The sequence below is a fragment of the Actinomadura sp. genome, assembly GCF_044508335.1.
Lineage (GTDB): Bacteria > Actinomycetota > Actinomycetes > Streptosporangiales > Streptosporangiaceae > Spirillospora.
In genome coordinates this window covers 68,138-84,244 of sequence record NZ_JBIQHY010000005.1, presented here as the reverse complement: position 1 = coordinate 84,244, position 16,107 = coordinate 68,138, and the positions used below count along the sequence as shown (strand labels likewise).

At 71.9% G+C, this 16,107-nt stretch carries 15 protein-coding genes and 1 pseudogene; 7 read left to right on the top strand and 9 right to left on the bottom strand.

Features of this window, described 5'->3' with window-relative positions:
- Genes ACIWVC_RS03670 through ACIWVC_RS03660 form a run of 3 tightly spaced genes read right to left on the bottom strand, consistent with a single transcriptional unit; the run spans nucleotide 1 to nucleotide 3,192 of the window.
- Nucleotides 1-1,638, bottom strand: a complete 1,638-nt coding sequence (locus ACIWVC_RS03670) for an ABC transporter permease (RefSeq protein WP_396448583.1) — start codon at nucleotides 1,636-1,638, stop codon at nucleotides 1-3.
- Complete coding sequence (locus ACIWVC_RS03665) at nucleotides 1,635-2,537, bottom strand: ATP-binding cassette domain-containing protein (protein WP_396453789.1); 903 nt, start codon at nucleotides 2,535-2,537, stop codon at nucleotides 1,635-1,637. Before ACIWVC_RS03665 ends, ACIWVC_RS03670 begins: the two co-directional genes overlap by 4 nt.
- Nucleotides 2,530-3,192 carry a TetR/AcrR family transcriptional regulator gene (locus ACIWVC_RS03660; RefSeq protein ID WP_396452999.1) on the bottom strand — a complete coding sequence of 221 codons (663 nt, stop codon included), beginning with the start codon at nucleotides 3,190-3,192 and terminating at the stop codon, nucleotides 2,530-2,532. The genes ACIWVC_RS03665 and ACIWVC_RS03660 overlap by 8 nt, the downstream gene beginning before the upstream one ends.
- 262 nt (nucleotides 3,193-3,454) lie before the next feature.
- Here ACIWVC_RS03660 and ACIWVC_RS03655 point away from each other — a divergent pair, with 262 nt between their 5' ends.
- Both ACIWVC_RS03655 and ACIWVC_RS03650 read left to right on the top strand, forming a co-directional pair.
- Nucleotides 3,455-4,591, top strand: coding sequence for a serine hydrolase domain-containing protein (locus tag ACIWVC_RS03655; protein WP_396453001.1), 1,137 nt, complete (start codon nucleotides 3,455-3,457; stop codon nucleotides 4,589-4,591).
- Nucleotides 4,592-4,680: 89 nt separating this feature from the next.
- Nucleotides 4,681-4,968, top strand: coding sequence for a hypothetical protein (locus ACIWVC_RS03650; RefSeq protein ID WP_396453003.1), 288 nt, complete (start codon nucleotides 4,681-4,683; stop codon nucleotides 4,966-4,968).
- Between the two features lie 143 nt (nucleotides 4,969-5,111).
- Here the strand turns inward: ACIWVC_RS03650 and ACIWVC_RS03645 are convergent, their stop codons facing one another.
- Nucleotides 5,112-5,876, bottom strand: coding sequence for an FkbM family methyltransferase (locus ACIWVC_RS03645; protein ID WP_396453005.1), 765 nt, complete (start codon nucleotides 5,874-5,876; stop codon nucleotides 5,112-5,114).
- Nucleotides 5,877-6,559: 683 nt separating this feature from the next.
- Between ACIWVC_RS03645 and ACIWVC_RS03640 the strand changes: the two genes are divergently transcribed.
- Nucleotides 6,560-7,141 carry a TIGR04222 domain-containing membrane protein gene (locus ACIWVC_RS03640; protein WP_396453007.1) on the top strand — a complete coding sequence of 194 codons (582 nt, stop codon included), beginning with the start codon at nucleotides 6,560-6,562 and terminating at the stop codon, nucleotides 7,139-7,141.
- Between the two features lie 367 nt (nucleotides 7,142-7,508).
- On the opposite strand, the gene ACIWVC_RS03635 is transcribed toward ACIWVC_RS03640, so the two are convergent.
- The 4 genes from ACIWVC_RS03635 to ACIWVC_RS03620 form a co-directional block, all read right to left on the bottom strand.
- On the bottom strand, nucleotides 7,509-8,003 hold the full coding sequence (locus tag ACIWVC_RS03635; RefSeq protein ID WP_396453009.1) for a hypothetical protein: 495 nt from the start codon (nucleotides 8,001-8,003) through the stop codon (nucleotides 7,509-7,511).
- Between the two features lie 29 nt (nucleotides 8,004-8,032).
- Complete coding sequence (locus ACIWVC_RS03630; protein WP_396453011.1) at nucleotides 8,033-8,482, bottom strand: hypothetical protein; 450 nt, start codon at nucleotides 8,480-8,482, stop codon at nucleotides 8,033-8,035.
- Nucleotides 8,469-8,999 (bottom strand): hypothetical protein, encoded by a 531-nt coding sequence (locus ACIWVC_RS03625; RefSeq protein WP_396453788.1) that lies wholly within the window; start codon nucleotides 8,997-8,999, stop codon nucleotides 8,469-8,471. Before ACIWVC_RS03625 ends, ACIWVC_RS03630 begins: the two co-directional genes overlap by 14 nt.
- A 297-nt stretch (nucleotides 9,000-9,296) precedes the next feature.
- The gene (locus ACIWVC_RS03620; RefSeq protein ID WP_396449075.1) at nucleotides 9,297-10,304 is read right to left on the bottom strand and encodes a DUF418 domain-containing protein; all 1,008 of its coding nucleotides are present in this window, start codon (nucleotides 10,302-10,304) and stop codon (nucleotides 9,297-9,299) included.
- Between the two features lie 628 nt (nucleotides 10,305-10,932).
- On the opposite strand from ACIWVC_RS03620, the pseudogene ACIWVC_RS03615 reads away from it, so the two are divergent.
- From ACIWVC_RS03615 to ACIWVC_RS03600, 4 genes and pseudogenes are all read left to right on the top strand, one after another.
- Nucleotides 10,933-12,864, top strand: a pseudogene (locus tag ACIWVC_RS03615) (protein kinase); the annotation flags it as partial.
- Nucleotides 12,865-14,327: 1,463 nt separating this feature from the next.
- On the top strand, nucleotides 14,328-14,633 hold the full coding sequence (locus ACIWVC_RS03610; protein WP_396453791.1) for a WD40 repeat domain-containing protein: 306 nt from the start codon (nucleotides 14,328-14,330) through the stop codon (nucleotides 14,631-14,633).
- 150 nt (nucleotides 14,634-14,783) lie between these two features.
- On the top strand, nucleotides 14,784-14,939 hold the full coding sequence (locus tag ACIWVC_RS03605) for a hypothetical protein (protein ID WP_396449076.1): 156 nt from the start codon (nucleotides 14,784-14,786) through the stop codon (nucleotides 14,937-14,939).
- A 16-nt stretch (nucleotides 14,940-14,955) separates the two neighbouring features.
- The gene (locus ACIWVC_RS03600; RefSeq protein ID WP_396449077.1) at nucleotides 14,956-15,153 is read left to right on the top strand and encodes an MbtH family protein; all 198 of its coding nucleotides are present in this window, start codon (nucleotides 14,956-14,958) and stop codon (nucleotides 15,151-15,153) included.
- Between the two features lie 72 nt (nucleotides 15,154-15,225).
- Here the strand turns inward: ACIWVC_RS03600 and ACIWVC_RS03595 are convergent, their stop codons facing one another.
- The gene (locus ACIWVC_RS03595) at nucleotides 15,226-16,089 is read right to left on the bottom strand and encodes an alpha/beta hydrolase family esterase (RefSeq protein ID WP_396449078.1); all 864 of its coding nucleotides are present in this window, start codon (nucleotides 16,087-16,089) and stop codon (nucleotides 15,226-15,228) included.
- Nucleotides 16,090-16,107: the final 18 nt, after the last annotated feature.

The window sequence follows — 16,107 nt, the reverse complement described above, 5'->3', positions numbered from 1 at the left end:
TCAGCCGACGTCGCGGCGGCGGAAGGCCGCCAGGCCGGCCGCCGCCAGGGCGACGGCCGTGGCGGTGAGGGCCAGGAAGGGGAGCGGGGCCGCCTCCGCGCCGGGGAGCTTCGGGGTGTGGGTGAACGGGGAGACGTCCAGGACCGCCTGCGGCAGGCCGAGGAGGGGGCCCGCCTGGCCGAGGAGGAGGCAGGCGGCCAGGACGCCCCAGCCCGCGGCCGTGGCGCGGGGGAGGAGCCCGAAGATCAGGAACGTCGCGGCGGCGATGACCCAGGCGGCCGGCAGCTGCGCGAGCGCGGCGCCGAGCTGGCGGGGGAGCTGGCCGCCGAGGTCGTGGGTGCGGGCGCCGTGGACGAGCCCGACGGCGGCGCCGGTGAGCGCGAGCAGGACGACCGTGCCGAAGACCGTGGTCGCCAGCCCGGAGAGGGCCCAGCGGACGCGGCCGACCGGGGCGGCGAGGAGCGGTTCGAGGCGTCCGCTGCCCTCCTCGGCGCGCAGCCGCAGCACGCCCTGCACGGCGTAGGCGGCCGCGAACAGGCCCATGAGGCCCATGGCGGTGGCGAGGAGCGCGTCGGTGAGGTCCCGCCGGCCGCCCAGCCTGCGGATGTCGTCCGCCATCGCCGCGCTGCCGCCGGCCAGGTCGTCCGCGCCGGCCGCGATGCCGCCGATCGCCAGCCCGTACACCAGGAACGCGGCGGACCAGCCGAGGAGCGCGCCGCGCTGCAGCCGCCAGGAGAGCGCGAGCGGGCCGCGCAGCGACGGCGCGGCATGGGCCGGGCCGAGGGGCGCGGGCAGGATCCCGGCGCCGAGGTCGCGGCGCTCGGTCAGCGCGTACGCGACGGCGATCAGCACCGCGGACGCGGCCAGGGGGAGGAGCAGGACGGCCCACTGCTCGCCCGCGCACGGGCGGACGTGCTGCGCCCAGCCGATCGGGGACGGCCACGACAGCCAGCGCACCTCGCCGGCGTCGGCCGCGGCCCGGACCAGGTACGCGGCGCCGAGGACGGCGAACGCGAGGCCGTTGGCGAGCCGGGACGTCTCGGCGAGCTGCGCGGTGACCGCCGCGACGCCCGCGAACACCAGCCCGGTGCCGAACCAGGACAGGCCCAGCGCGGCGGATCCGGCGGCGGGCAGCCCGAAGAGGACCAGCACGGCGGTGACCGCGGCGGCTGCGGCGGCGGCCGCGGCCGCGGCGGTCACCAGCGCGGCGGTCAGCGGCGCGCGGCGCCCGACGGCGGCGGCGCCGACCAGCTCCAGCCGCCCGGTCTCCTCCTCGGCGCGGGTGTGCCGCACGACCAGCAGCACGCACATGACGGCGGTGAACGCGGCGCCGGTCGCGCCGACGCGCCACACGCTGAGCCCGGCGGCCGTGTCGCCGTTCAGGACGGGCCCGTACAGCGCCCGCGTGGACGGGTTGCCGTTGACGCCGCGCGCGAAGTCCGCGATGGCCTCCGGCGTGTCGTACTCGTTCTTGAAGCCGTAGGCGCTGCTGGACACGTACGCGGTCAGCCCGTAGATCCACGCGGGCATCATGATCCGGTCGCGGCGTAGCCACATCCTCAGCAGCGGAGCGGCGCCGGACAGGCCGCCTGCGCCGCGGGCGGCGCGGGCCGGCGGGCGCAGGGTCGTGGCGGTCACGACGCCGCCTCCCGGGCGAGGTCGTCCTCGTAGTGGCGGAGGAAGAGCTCTTCGAGCGTCGGCGGCCGGCTCGTCAGCGCGCGGACGCCGATCCGCGTGAGCTGCTGGAGCGCGGCGTCCAGCTCGGGGGTGTCGACCTCGAACGCGATGCTGTTGCCGTCGATGCGGACGTCGTGCGCCCCGGGCAGCGGGACGCCGCCGGGCGGCCCCGCGAGCTCGGCGCGGACGGACGTGCGGGTCAGGTGCCGCAGCTCGCCGAGCGTGCCGGTCTCGACCGTCCGGCCCTTGCGGATGATGGTGACGCGGTCGCAGAGCGCCTCCACTTCGGACAGGATGTGGCTCGACAGGAGCACCGTCCGGCCGCTGCGCCGCTCCTCCCGGACGCACTCCTGGAATACCTCCTCCATGAGCGGGTCGAGGCCGGAGGTGGGCTCGTCGAGGAGCAGCAGCTCCGCGTCGGACGCGAACGCGGCGACGAGCGCGACCTTCTGCCGGTTGCCCTTGGAGTAGGCGCGGCCCTTCTTGCGCGGGTCGAGCTCGAACCGGTCGAGCAGCTCGGCGCGGCGGCGCGGATCGAGGCCGCCGCGCAGCCGCCCGAGCAGGTCGACGACCTCGCCGCCGGACAGGTTCGGCCACAGCGTGACGTCCCCCGGGACGTAGGCGAGGCGGCGGTGCAGGGCGGTGGCGTCGCGCCAGGGGTCGCCGCCGAGCAGCCGCGCCCGTCCGGCGTCGGCGCGCATCAGCCCCAGCAGCACGCGGATGGTGGTCGATTTCCCCGCGCCGTTCGGGCCGAGGAAGCCGTGCACCTCGCCGGCCTGGACGGTCAGGTCGAGGCCGTCCAGGGCGCGCGTCCGGCCGAACGTCTTGACCAGGCCCTCGGCCGCTATCACGTCATTCATCGTTCCGCTCCTCGGCGAGTGCCGCTTCGTAGGCGTCCAGCGCCGCGTGGCCCCGCGCGGCGATCTCCGGGCTGATCATCCGGCTCGCGAAGACGTCCAGGAGGGCGCGCCGCAGCCGCAGCGAGCCCTCGGTCGTGAAGGTGTCGGCGCCGAGCACCCGCGACAGGTGCTCGTGCAGCACCTCGACGCCGACGGTCATCGCGACGACCGCGGCGGCGAAGGCGTGCGGGTCGCGGGTGCCGGGGACGCCGAACCCCGGCGGGGGGTTGGCGATGTACCGCTCGGTGGTGGCGACGAGGTCGTCGAACAGCCGGGCCGCCGCGGGGGAGCCGTCGACGATCGCGCGGGCGAGGTAGCGGCGCACCGGCAGGCCGAGCCGCTCCGCCCAGGCATGGAAGCCGGGTTCGCCGGCGCCGCCGGTGGCGGCGCTGAGCCGGCGGACCGTGTCGAGCGCGTAGGCGTCGCACGCCTCGCGCAGCTCGTCCTTCGACCCGAAGTGGTGCTGGACGAGCCCGACCGACACGCCGGCGGCCTCGGCGATCCCGCGGAACGTCGCGCCCTTCGTGCCGCGCTCGGCGAACTGCAGGAGCGCCGCGTCCCGGATGCGGGCGCGGGCGGTCAGATCCTCCGGCGCGGGGTTCCTCTCCGCGGTCATCCACTCTCCAATACAAGCGTTCAATCTCCGATAAACATGTATACCATACGTGTGTATTGCCAATGGGCATGTGGAGGACGCCGCTTCCCCCGCGGCCCGGTGGGCGAGATCAGCAAGAAGGCACTGGCGTCCCGCGTCCACTGGCCCCTGGGCATCGGCCGCTGGGGGGCGCCGGTGCTCGCGCGTTCCCCGTCGAGGGGGAGGGCGCGGATGGCTCACGCGATGGATGTGCGGCCGGTCCGCCGGTACCTATCGTGACGGCATGATCACAAAGAAATCCATGCTCAGGCATGCCGCGGTGGTGAGCGCGGCCGTCGCGGTGGCGGCATCCGCAGGCCCGGCGGCCGCGGACGGGCGCGACCGGCTGCGGCCGGTGGTGGAGCGGCTCACCGGGCCGGGCGGGTCCCCCGGGGCCCTGGCGCAGGTCGACGGCCGGGGCGGCCGCCATGTGGCCACCAGCGGCGTGGCCGACATCCGGACGGGCGCCCCGGTCGACCCCCGCAGCCGCTTCCGGATCGGCAGCATCACCAAGACGTTCACCGCCACCGTGGTGCTCCAGCTCGCCGGCGAAGGCTGGATCGACCTCGACGCCCCTGTGGAGCGGTACCTGCCGGGGATGGTGCGCGGCGCCGACAACGACGGCCGGGAGATCACCGTCCGCCAGCTCCTCCAGCACACCAGCGGCCTGCCGGACGTCCTGGACTACCTGTCGCCTCTCGACATCCTCAACGACCCGCTCCGGCACTGGGACGCGCGGGAGCTGGTGGACATCGCCCTGCCGCATCGCCGCGAATTCACCCCCGGCCGGGGATGGGGCTACTCCAACACCAACTACCTGCTGGCCGGGATGATCATCGAGAGGGTGACGGGCCACACCTACGCCCATGAGGTCCGCCGGCGGATCATCGTCCCGCTCGGGCTCGACGACACGTTCCCGCCGAGCGACGCCCCCGGCATCCCCGGGCCGCACCCGCGCGGCTACGTGCGCCCCGCGGCCGACCTGGTGGACATCACGCGCCTCAACCCGACCGTCGCCGGAGCCGCGGGCGGGATGATCTCCAGCGCGTCCGACCTCGACCGCTTCCTGGCGGTGCTCCTGCACGGCGGCCTGCTGAAGCCCGCGCAACTGCGCGAAATGCTGGACACCCGCCCCACCGGGCGCGATTCGGGTTCCGAGTACGGCCTGGGGCTGGAGTGGCTCCCCGCGAAGGACCGCCCGGGCTGCCCCCGCGGCTTCTGGGGCCACGACGGCGACATGCTCGGCTTCAGCGTCCGGGCGGGCGCCGCCGCCGGCAGGCAGGCCACGGTCATGGTCAACCTCAACCCCGGCGGCGGCCAGGCCCTGGACGAGGCCATGGGCGACGCCCTCCCCACGGCCCTCTGCGGCCCCGCCCGCTGACCCCGCGCCCGGCCGCGGGCGCGAGCGGGCGGACCGGCCGCGACTGCCCGGGGCCGGGCGGATGTGACGACCCCGCCGGGGTCCCGGTATTGGCGGCGGCGGTGCTCGCCGCGGCCGCGCTCGGCGCGGGATACGGCGTCTACTTCGCGATCGACCAGGCCCTGGTCACCGAAATCCTGCCCCGGGAGAACGACCGCGGCCGGCGGCTCGGGGCGATGAACACGGCGGGCAGCGGAGCGGTCGCCGCCGCTCCGCTCATCGCGGCGCCGATCATTCCGGCGGCCGGATGTTCGACCCTCTCCGTCTTCGCCGCGTGGCTGCCGCCGTGCTCGTGCGGCCCATCAAGCTCCGTCGCGTGGATCGCACAGCTGTTTTGATCGCACAACGAAAGTGCCAAATGATCATTTTTGAGATTGCCGGGTAGCGGTTCGCGGGGCGCGGCCGCGACAGCGGCGACGAAGCACCGCGGAACGGCATGTCGCATTTCTGGTCGAGACGGTCGGGCCCGCGAAATCAACCCTCAAACGTTGCAGTCAGGAGTGAATAGGACGGTGTTGATGTAGCGGCGGCCGGGGCGGAGGGCTCGGCTGACAAGACTGCGTTGGAGTTGGTGGACGGTGGCTTGCTGGTGGCCGATCAGATCGAATCGGTCGAGGGGGGTCCAGCGGTCGTCGGCGAAGACATGGCCGGTGTAGCCAAGGATGGTGAGCAGGTCGAGCACGAGTGCGACGTCTTGGTGGCGACTTTCGAGTTCGAGGAGCAGATGGGGGAGGTCGCGTTCAATGGTCTGGCGGGCGCCGTGCAGGGCCGCGAGCTCGTGGCCTTCTATGTCCATCTTGATGAAACGGACGTTCTTGAGTTCGAGGCTGTCCAGAGTGATCTCGGGGACGGTGATCGGTGTTCCTGAGATCGTCCGCAGCGTCGAGGTGCCGGGGTAGGGACCGGTGCGCGGAATCCAGATCCGTGTTCGTCCGCACTGGTCGGAGGCGGCGGCCTGGACGACCTGAGCGTGCGGGAAGGTGCGGCGCAGAAGGTCGGCCATGACGGGGACGGCCTCGATGGTCACGACGCGGTCGGCCAGGGTGAGGAGGCGCTGAGTCCAGGGGCCGAACCAGCCGCCGACGTCGACGGCGGTGCCTCCGCGCGGGAGGTAGTCGGAGAGTTTCGCCAGTTCCGGCTCGACGCGCGGGTAGATGGCCCTGACGGCGCGGCCGACGAGGGAGGCGGGCATGCGCGCGGCGAGCGCGTTCCACGTCGGTCTTGCGGCAACCGGGCCGGTGTCCATGGGCGGCGAAGGGGGGTCGTCCGCCGCGGGTGTCGTCGTCATTCAGGCCCGTTCTGCAGCAATGAACACGATGGGAAACGCGTCCCCGCGCCTCTCGTCTGGCTGTGCAGGCAAGATCGTAACAGCCCGCTCGCCCTCCGCTCGCCGGGCGATGCAGAGACACCAAAACGACACATACCAACCAGCCGGTTGGTTATCTAGTCCGCGTGCAGATCGTACGTGTCACCGGAACGAATATTTCGAGACCATTTCGTTGCGGGGAGGGTATTCCGAATCTCTGTGGAAGATCGTCCGCCGGACTATCAAGCGCGAACACGGGTCGCCGTACTCGCTGGACGTGCCGACCTCAGTACGGCGTTGACTCGGCGCCCGGGCGGGACTCCGCCACGGCGACATCACGCTGCGCCTGACACGCGGCGGAAGCCCCCGGGCATGGTCCGCGGCGGCCACGCTGATAGCCCAGGCGGTGGCCGCGTCCATGCCCCGGCGCCGTCGAGCCGCTGCTCCGCGACTACCAGGGACTCAGCCGCGACTACGTGTGCCTCAGCGCCGTCACCGACGTGATCGCCGACACCGCTGTGGCTCCGGCACGGCGCCCAGTTGACGGCGGAACGTCCGCGGAGCACAGTGCGTCTGACCAGAAAGCGTTCGAACTGTCACAGCCTTTGTTGAAAGTGGAACTGATGCGCGATCACACCGAGCTCGGCCCCTACGAGATCGCCTACCTGTGCGGCGGTCCCGAGCGTGTCGCGATGACCGTGCTGGTCAGGTTGGCCGGAGACGGTCAGATCAGGGTCTCGCCGGATCGGCACCGGGTGTACGCGGAACGCCGCGAACCCCGCGACCCCGTCGAGACCGCCGCGCTGAAGGTCGTACCGAAGGTCGGCAGGGTGCTCGGCCGGACCGTGCTGATGATCGCGGCCTCCCCGGCGGTCGAGGAGGTCGGCCGGCGGCTTCGGGCCGAGCGGCTGCTGCCGGGCTCCCGCGTCCGGGCGCTGTGGCAGTGGGGCCGGGTCCGGCGGGCCCGGCGGCTGCGCCGTGCGCTGGACCGGGCGCTGTCGCTGGACGCCCTGTCCCGCGTCGCGGCCACCGGCGCCGCGGGCATCGCCGACCCCGAACTCCGGACGATCTTCGAAACCCACAAGTGGGAGCCACCGGTATCAATCGAGATCAGCATCCCGAAGCCGCGGGTCAACGATCCGCTTCCCGAAGTGCCCTACCGGTCCGGCCTGTACAGCGTGTACTCCGACTTCGGGGGTTTCTGAACCCAGACCCGCGGGGTTGAGCGGTCCGGCGGCGGGTCCCGAACCCGCTGCCCGCCGGTCCTGGCGGACGGCCTGGCACATCTTCTCCAGGGCGGTCTCGCGAGGATCGGACAGGTAGATCTCTTGGCGGCGACCTGCCGCTGGCCGAGCACGATCCTGGCGCGCGTGGCGGCGGCCACCAGGTGCCCAGGGCTGCCGCCGGCCCGGCATCGGTCGCATCGCCGCTGGTCAGCGCGGCCATGTAGCCGGCCGGGTCGTCATCAGGGATGAAGCCGAGCCTTGCCAGCCAGCGCTAAACGTCGTCATGCCGCCGCAGGCAGCATCGGCATCTCGTGCATCGTTCCCCGCCGCCCCGGCCTATTGCGGCTCACCTGCTTCGAGATTCGGCCTGCCAGGCCGTAAGCCACTCAGTGGCGTACTCGGTGGAGTCCTTGACGAGCTGTTCCAGCTCCGCATCATTGAGATCCATCTCAGAGATAAGCCCGAGGAGGAGGTAGATCTGGGCGCGCACCATGGTCACCTGATCAGCGCCGAACGGTGGCCTGCTAATCAGAGTTTTGTCCCCGAGCGCGTACCGAAGAACTCCCTCGGCAACACGTGGGTTCAACTCATGCGCGTCTTCCTCAAGACTGAGACGAAGGTCTGCGACGTACCGGATGATCTGCGGATGGGAAAAGGTGGGCGAGAACCTCCGGTGCGCCGCTTTGGCGAGTGCGCAGTACATCAAGAATAAGAACCCGAGGTCATCCTCGCGCTTGAGTTGCTCCTCGTACCGTTCCGCCCAGACATCGGGACCCTTGATGAGGAACGTGCGCAATGCCGCCACGTGCATATCGCTGAACGTGATGGAAGGACTATCCATCTCCTGCCTCCGGGCTGGTTATCGGCCCTTCAGGCGATATGTGCGTCCGCCTCGGCCCGTGCCTTGGCCAGGAAGGCTTCGAGTTCGGCCTCGCTGAGATCGGCGTCAGCGATCAAAGCCGCAAGCAGCAGGATCTTTGTGCCGAGAAGCGTCTCTCCATCGACGTTCTCGCTTATCGACCCCTTGCCCAAGGCGTGCAGGACGACCTGCTCGGCGACATCCGGATCGAGTTGCTCCGCCGCGACAGGATGGGCGGAGCGCTGATGGGCGATGAAGTCGATCACCTCGGCATTGTCGGCGATCTTGCCGTTGGTGATGAACCTGCGGTCAACGGCCTCGAAGAACGCCCCGGTCACCAGTGCGATATAGCCGGACTGTGCCTCTGGGGTGTCCAGTTGGTCCAGCAAACGTTCGTGCTCGTCCAAGCGACCCGCGAGTTGAGCGCGCAGGGCGGCAACCTGATCATCAGTTATCGGCATGCTCTCTCCGTCTGGAACTCATAAATTTTCGATATGTTTGCATCGCCCAGCCTGCGACTGTGAGCGTGACTATGATGGCGTTGCCTACGGTGTCCGCAGGATTCCCTACGTGAGTATCAGGCGCGTGCATGGTGGTATCGGTTCTGACTTCGGCGTGCCCTGTCGGCGGTGGTTTCGCCTGGAGGTCCTTCACGCCTTTGAGGACCTTGTGGGTAGCCTCAAATGCAGTATTGACGCGGTCGTAGTTCTCCCACCGGCCCCGTCGCCCGTCCTCCGGGTCGGGATTTCGATCGGCGGGATCGTCCTCAGGGGAGATCGGGTCGCCGCGGTCGGGAGTTCCGGCCGGAGTGCGGTCGGGTAGCCGGCGGTATTTGTTTGTTTCGTCGTCGGTTGTGGCCGGGGTTTCCGGTCGTCCCTCGGCATTCCTATCACGGTTCTCGACTCGGGTGCCGGGGTCTCTCCCGCCGACCTGGACGACCGGGGACGCCCAGCGGGTGACGCCTTCTTCCGCCTCCATTGGCCAGGTCATCCCGTTTCCGGGCGTGCCGGACTGTTCGGACGACTCGGCAGGTGTGAATTGCCCGTCTGCGGTCCGCTGCATGTCCCCTTCGGCGGGCGGCTGGACTTCCGAGGTGCCCTCTGGCTGCCCGGCGGGGACGAGCTCGTCTCAGCGACCAAGACCTGCCTCGTGGTCGAAGAGCACATCCAGGAAGACCATGGTTGTGCGGACGTCGTGCTCATCACGCTCACCTACCGGCAGCCCCGGGCCTTGCGGTACGAATACAAGCTCACGAACACGCGCGGGGCGGGCACGCTAGCCCCGGCGTGACCAGTTCGGTACCAACCTCCACCAGGTCAGGCAGCGCCAGAGCCATTCAAGAGGACCATATCGGGCTCGGCGTAGCCACAGCAGGCTGAAAGCGATCTCGATGACGAAGACTCCGGCGCCTACGGAGAGGGCCATTCCGTAGTCGGCTTCGCTCCCGATATGCAGGACGTGATCGGCCGCCAGGATCAGCAGCGTGGCGGCGACGTAACCCGTCAGTGCCATCCGTCCTACGGGCGCCAGCGCGCACAACGCCCGCCGCAGCCGTGTTCGCATGAGCAGCACGACCGCCGCAACGTAGGTCGCGGCCGTCGCCAGCCCCGCCACCGTCGCCGACCATGAGCCGGACTCCGCTTCCATGCCGACCTGCTGAGCATTCAGGGCGATGGCCAGGGCGGCGGTCAGGCCCAAGATGACGCGGATCCGGCTCGTCGGAAGCCTGAGCAGCTTCTCCGCGCCGTATCTCGCTGCCCCGAATCCCACCAGGAACAGCCCGGGAATGAGCATGCTGCCGCCGGCGGTCGACGCGGCCACCGCGGTGGCGACACCACCGAGGGCAAGGATGACGCGCCAGCCGGGCAGGAACGACGCGGGCAGCAGGACGACGATGCCGACAACGGCATACGTCAGCAGCACCTCGCGCGGTTGCAGCAGCCGGTGCAGCGCACCGAAGGGCATCAGAAACCCCAGCCTGGCCAGCATGACCAACCGCGGACTCCGCGTCCGCTCCCGGACCGCGTCCAGGAAAAGCCCGAAACTCAGGCCGAACAAGAACGAGAAGATCGGGAAGAACCGCTGGTGTAGGAGGGTCTCGTAACCCCAGTGCCCGAGACCGCCGGCCGGGCTCGAAGTCGGCATTCCCGTGATGCCCACGGTGTTCACCAAGGTGATGCCGAAGAGCGCGCATCCGCGGAGGACATCAACCTCGGTGATGCGCGCGGGCTTCGAGGGCCGGCCCACGAATTCCGTCGTGGACGCCTGCGAAGGTGTCGACACTGCCCAACTACATCACGACTCCCCGCCGGCACGCTGGAGAGCCGTTCGAGACCAAGACCGGCTGGCCCTTCACTCGCCGCCTACCGGCAGGTCGTCAGCGGGGACGCCGACGCGTTCGTCCCGCTGGACGAGGGCCTGGCGATCCTCAGCAGGCGCGCCGAGGACGCCCTCGGCTACGACGCCCTCATCCTCGACGAGTTGGTCCTGCGGCCGACCACCCACCTCGGCAAGGCCGCGTTGGTCGCCGAGCAGGCCGGCATGAGTCGGTCGGCTGGCGGCGGTCCGCGCCGATCATCAGCTTCGTGCCGCGCCGGCGGGACCTGCGGGTACGCGTGGGGTGGGATGTGGCGGGCGCGCAGCAGACCCGCTGTTCGACACGTTGAAAGCGCCGGGACAGCCGCCCGCCACCTCATGGAACACGGATACCTTGACTGCGACGGTGGCGTTGCCCTTCATCGGTTCCGAGGCGGAGAAACGCTTCGGCCGCACCGCCGTCTTCACGTCCGAGCTCACCGTCCTCAACGGACGCACCGGGGTCGGTCGCGCCGTCCACGCGTCAATTTCTCCGCCGCCTGGCCGAAATAACGCTGGCGGCGCGGCGCCGTGGGGCTGGCGGCGGGCGTGAATAATGTGGCCCGGAAGCATTCGTTCCGCGAGCAAGGGGGTTGTGTGTCGCTGCGCTGCTGCCTCTGTATCGGCGCCACCGAGATCAACATGCTCGGGCCTGGATTCGGGCGGAAGTGTGCTTCTGGGGGCGGCCCTCTGTTCGTTGTGCTCGGCGGCTGACGTCATGGAAGCGGCTCGGAATTGGGTGCCGGGGGACGTCGTGCTCGGCCTCTACGAGGTGCTGGATGTGGTGCACAGCGGCGGGATGGGCGTGGTGCACCGCGTGCGGCATCGCGGCTGGCAGGTGGACATGGCCGTCAAGACGCCGCGTCCGGAGTACGTCCAAGACCCGGAGGACCGCAGGCGCTTCGAAGCCGAGGCGGAGACGTGGGTCGGGCTCGGGCTGCACCCGCACACGGTCGGCTGCGCCTATGTCCGCACCATCGACGGGCTTCCCCGGGTGTTCGCGGAATGGGTCGACGGCGGCAGCCTGGCCCAGGCCGTGGACGGCGGGGAACTCTACGCGGGCGGCCCGGAGGCGGCGCTGGCCCGCGTCCTCGACATCGCCGTGCAGACGGCATGGGGGCTCGCGCATGCGCATGAGGCCGGGCTCGTCCACCAGGACGTCAAACCCGCGAACGTGATGCTGGAACCCGATGGCACGGCCAAGGTGACCGATTTCGGGCTGGCCAAGGCACGGGCGGAGACCGGCGGGACCGCCACGGACCTTCCGGCGTCGGTCAGCTTCGGCGGGATGACGCCCGCCTACTGCTCACCGGAGCAGGCGGCCGCGGCGGCCGGGGCCGGGGGAGTCCGGCTGACGGCGGCGACGGACGTGTGGTCGTGGGCGGTGAGCGTGCTGGAGATGTTCGCCGGGCGGCCGCCGACACGCCGCGGCCAGGAGGCCGGGGAGGCGATGGAGGCGCTCCTGCGGGAGGGCGGTGCGCGGGTGCCGGTCCCGCCGGCGGCGGCGGCGCTGCTGCGCCGGTGCTTCGCCGCGGACCCGGCGGCTCGCCCGGCCGGTTTCGGCGAGGTCGCGGCGGCGCTCATCGAGGTGTACCGCGAGGTCTGCGGCGCCCCCTACGAGCGGCCCGAGCCCAAGGCGGCGCGGCTGCTGTCGGACGGCCTGTCGAACCAGGCCCTCTCGCTGCTCGACCTCGGCCGGACCGAGGAGGCCGAGGAGCTGTGGCGGAGGGCGCTCGGCACCGACCCGCACCATTTGCCGTCGGTGTACAACTTCGGCCTGCACAGGTGGCGCACCGGCCGGGAGACCGGCGAAGAGCTCGTCGCGGACATCGAGGCGGCGCTGGCCGCCGACCGCGGGCGGGCCGGGAACGGCGCCTTCCTCCTCGGCGCCGTCCAGCTGGAGCGGCACGAAGACGAGCGCGCCGGGGAGCTGCTGCGCGAGGCGGTCGCCGCTGATCCGGCCTCGGCGGAGGCCGCCGGGGCGCTGGCCGAGTGGGAGCGCCGCCCGCCGCAGGTGCGTGCGGAGTATGACGGTCACAAGTCCGAGGACGTGTCGGCGGTCGCGGTCAGCGCGGACGGCGGCGTCGTCCTGTCCGGCGATCGCGCGGGACGGCTGCTGCTGTGGGAGCCGCGGCGGCGCACCCTGACCAGGAGCGGGGAGGCGGTCGCCGCCCTGGCGATGGACGATGCCGGGGCCTTCGGGGCCGCCGTCCGGGAGGGCGCCGTCGAGCTGTGGGATCTCCGGCGGGGCCGCCGGCTGCCGAGTCCGCTGCAGCCGCTCGGAGCCGTCGCCGTGGCGGTGAGCGGTGACGGCCGCTACGTGGCGGCGGGGTATTCGCACGGAGTGATCCAGGTGTGGCGGGTCGAGGGGATGCTCATCGTCGCCACCCTCCACGGCCATAGCGGGCCGGTCACCTCGCTGGCGCTCAGCCGGGACGGCCGCACGGCCCTGTCGGCGTCGTTCGGCGGGGATCATGACTGCACCGTCCGCGCATGGGACGTGGCCGGCGGAGAGTGCACCGGCATGCTGGTCGGGCCCGCCCGGGGAACGCTGCACGGCAGGCCGGTGCACGGCAGTCCTCTGGACGTCGGTGCCGTGTCCTCCGACGCCGGGCGCGCCGTGGTCGCCTGGTGGGAGGGACCGCTCACCGTGTGGGACGCGCGCCGGGGCGCCGTGGTCAGCGAGGTGCCGCACTCGTGGCGGCACGTCGAGGCCGTGGCGCCCGCCTCGGCGGCGCCGACCGTGGTGACCTTGGCGGACGGCGGCGGCGACGTGCAGGCGTGGGACGCGTCCACCGGCCGCTGCCTGCGCATCCTCGACCGGGACCTGCCGCGCGACGCCCGCTGGGCGCACGCCCTCGCCGTCAGCGCGGACGGGGGCGTCGCGGTGCTCGGCCTGATCGGAGGCCGCGTCGCCGTCCGGTCACTGCCGGCCGGCGGGTACCGGGCGCCCTGGTGCTACGCGCGGCCGCGGCGGGCGCCGGAACTGGCCCGCGCGGACGAGGCGTTCCGCGAGCTGATGGACCGCGCGGACGAGCTGGCGGGCCGGGAGCGGTTCCAGGCCGCGGCGGAGGCGCTGCGGTCCGCCCAGCGGATGCCCGGGTTCGACCGCCACCCGGCGCTGCGGGCGGCGTGGGCGCGGCTCGGCCGGCACGGCCGCAGGTCCACCCTGCTGAGCGCCTCGCCGCTCTACTCCTACGACGCGGACCAGGTGTTCACGCAGCCGCCGACCGTGGCGGTGCGGGAGGACGGCGCCGTCGCGGCGACCGGCCGGTGGACCGGTGAGGTGGACGTCTGGGACCTCGCCGCGGGCGAGCGGCTGCACACCTTCGACCGCGGCGAGGGCGGCAGTGCCAGGGAGATCCGGTTCGCGGTGGACGGCATGCTGCTCCTGGTGCTGACGTCTGCGGGCACCATCCGCCGGCTGAGCCTTGAAACAGGGCAGAAGCACCTGTTCACCGACGATTTCGGTGCCATCACCGCCTTCGCCGTGAATCCGCCGGGCGACCGGATCCTGATCGGCGACGTGACCGGCACACTGCGCCTGCGCGACCTGCCCGCGGGCGAGATCCTGCGCGCGTGGCCCGCCCACGGCGGCCAGGTCCACGCGGCGGCGCTCAGCCCCGACGGCCGTTACGCGGCCACGCTGGGAGCGAGCATCCGGAGGCGAACCGGTTCGGCGGCCCGTCCAACGAGAACGAGATCCACCTGTGGCGGCTGGGGGAGGACCGTCCCGTATGGACGCTGTCGTCGCGGACGTCCGGGGAGCGCCTCGACTTCAGCGCGGACGGCCGGACCCTCTTCGTCTCCCAGAGCTGGTTCGTCGGCGCGTGGGACGTGGGCACCGGCGAGCTCCGCTACTCCTTCACCAACCGGGCGCCGCGCGGCCCGTCGGACACCGACGTCGCCTTCGGCGCGGGGGGCCGCCTGGCGGCGACACCCGACCCGGAGATGCTGCGGATCTGGGAGACCGCCACCGGGGAGGTCGTCAGGACCCTGTCGATGCCGGAGACCCCGAACGTGTTCGCCCTCAGCGCCGACGGATCGTTCGCGGTCACCGGCGCCGACCGCGCCGTGCGGGTGTGGGACGTCCGCTCCGGGCGCTGCCTGCGCACCCTGGAAGGCCACCAGGGCATGCTCTACGGGGCGGCGCTCAGCCGGGACGGCACGCTGCTGGCCACCGTCGACCTGCACTCGGTCATGTGGGTGTGGGAGATGGCGTGGGACTTCGACTTCCCGTCCGAGGCCGGCGACTGACTGAGGCGGCGGGGCTCGCGCGGTGCGGTACATCCGCAGGTACCCGCCCTCACCGGTGACGGCGAAGTTCCATTGCGAAGTTAGGTGAGCCTAACCTAAGATTCGTGATCGGCAATCCCCGATGAACCCGGAAGGACACCCGTCCGCTATATGCACCTGGACCTCGACCTCGTCGACGAGCCGTACCGGCGCGCCTACGCCGAGAAGGTCGCGGGCGCGGAGCGGCTGCGCGTCCTCAACGCCTCCCGCGTCGCGGACGTCCGGTCCATCGCCCGGCGCTCGGCCCGCGTCACCCCGGTCGCCTAGAAGAGCAGGAGGCATGATGACGAACCCGTTCGACGACCAGGACGCCGAGTTCCGCGTCCTCGCCGACGCCGAGGGCCGGCACTCGCTGTGGCCGGCGTTCGCCGACGTCCCGGCCGGATGGACGACCGTGTTCGGGCCCGCGTCGCGGTCCGACTGCATCGGCTATGTCACCGCCAACTGGAAGGACATCCGCCCCCGCAGCCCGGCCGGCTGACCGCCGGCCGCCCGGCCCGGGCGGGCGGCGTCCCCCGCGCCGCCCGCCCTCCGGTTCCCCGCCTCCCGCCCGTCAGCCTTCCGGCAGCGACGGCCGGGCGGCGAAGAACTCGCCGATCATCTCGCTGGCGTAGGGCGGCCACTCGTGCCCGCCGCGCTGCTCGGTGCACAGCGCGACGAGGAGCGGCCCGGGCCCGGTGCCGACGCAGCCCTCCGGGCCGCCCGGGACCGGCCACGACAGCGCGCCGAGCCCGTCCACCCAGCGCCAGAACTCCATGACGACCTGGACGGGGATGAACGGGAAGTGGACGTCGGCGTCCATGTTCCCGCCGCCGGTGTAGGGGACGGACGGATCCCACGTCCCGTGGAACGCCAGCACCGACACCGGCTTCGACGGCGTGCACCCGATGGCGAGCGCGCCCGACACCACGGCGATCCCGGCGACCCGCTCGGCGCGCTCGCACGCGTAGCGGTAGGCCATCCCGCCGCCGTTGGAGAACCCGGTCATGAACACCCGGCGGCGGTCGGCGAGGCCCTGCCTCACCAGCGTGTCGATGAGCGCGTCGAGGAAGGCCATGTCGTCGATGCCCGCCCAGCGGGCGAACGAGCAGCAGGCCCCGGCGTTCCACGTGCCGAGGAACCCCTCGGGATAGGCGACGAGATAGCCCTGCTCGTCGGCGACCTCGTCGAGCCCGCTCTGCTTCCGGACGTACTCGGGGTCGTTCAGGCCGCCGTGCATGGCCACGATCAGCGGCAGCGGCCTCCCGGGCGCGGCGCCGGGCGGGACGTGCAGGAGGTAGGGGCGGTCCCAGCCGTCCATGGCGATGGTGTGCTTCGTCGTTCCCGGGGCGTCCTCGGACGCCCCGGCGGGCAGGGGGCGGGCGACGAGTGCGACGAGCAGCGCCGCGATCGTCGCCGCCCGCGCAGCGATCTTCATGGCGCCGTTCTAACGCCG

Bases quoted from the DNA above. Each gene is read 5' to 3' on its own strand.
- ACIWVC_RS03665 (WP_396453789.1), bottom strand. From the start codon at position 2,537: ATGAATGACGTGATAGCGGCCGAGGGCCTGGTCAAGACGTTCGGCCGG.
- ACIWVC_RS03660 (WP_396452999.1), bottom strand. From the start codon at position 3,192: ATGACCGCGGAGAGGAACCCCGCGCCGGAGGATCTGACCGCCCGCGCC.
- ACIWVC_RS03655 (WP_396453001.1), top strand. From the start codon at position 3,455: ATGATCACAAAGAAATCCATGCTCAGGCATGCCGCGGTGGTGAGCGCG.
- ACIWVC_RS03645 (WP_396453005.1), bottom strand. From the start codon at position 5,876: ATGGACACCGGCCCGGTTGCCGCAAGACCGACGTGGAACGCGCTCGCC.
- ACIWVC_RS03640 (WP_396453007.1), top strand. From the start codon at position 6,560: ATGCGCGATCACACCGAGCTCGGCCCCTACGAGATCGCCTACCTGTGC.
- ACIWVC_RS03635 (WP_396453009.1), bottom strand. From the start codon at position 8,003: ATGGATAGTCCTTCCATCACGTTCAGCGATATGCACGTGGCGGCATTG.
- ACIWVC_RS03630 (WP_396453011.1), bottom strand. From the start codon at position 8,482: ATGCCGATAACTGATGATCAGGTTGCCGCCCTGCGCGCTCAACTCGCG.
- ACIWVC_RS03625 (WP_396453788.1), bottom strand. From the start codon at position 8,999: ATGGAGGCGGAAGAAGGCGTCACCCGCTGGGCGTCCCCGGTCGTCCAG.
- ACIWVC_RS03610 (WP_396453791.1), top strand. From the start codon at position 14,328: ATGCTGCGGATCTGGGAGACCGCCACCGGGGAGGTCGTCAGGACCCTG.
- ACIWVC_RS03605 (WP_396449076.1), top strand. From the start codon at position 14,784: ATGCACCTGGACCTCGACCTCGTCGACGAGCCGTACCGGCGCGCCTAC.
- ACIWVC_RS03600 (WP_396449077.1), top strand. From the start codon at position 14,956: ATGACGAACCCGTTCGACGACCAGGACGCCGAGTTCCGCGTCCTCGCC.
- ACIWVC_RS03595 (WP_396449078.1), bottom strand. From the start codon at position 16,089: ATGAAGATCGCTGCGCGGGCGGCGACGATCGCGGCGCTGCTCGTCGCA.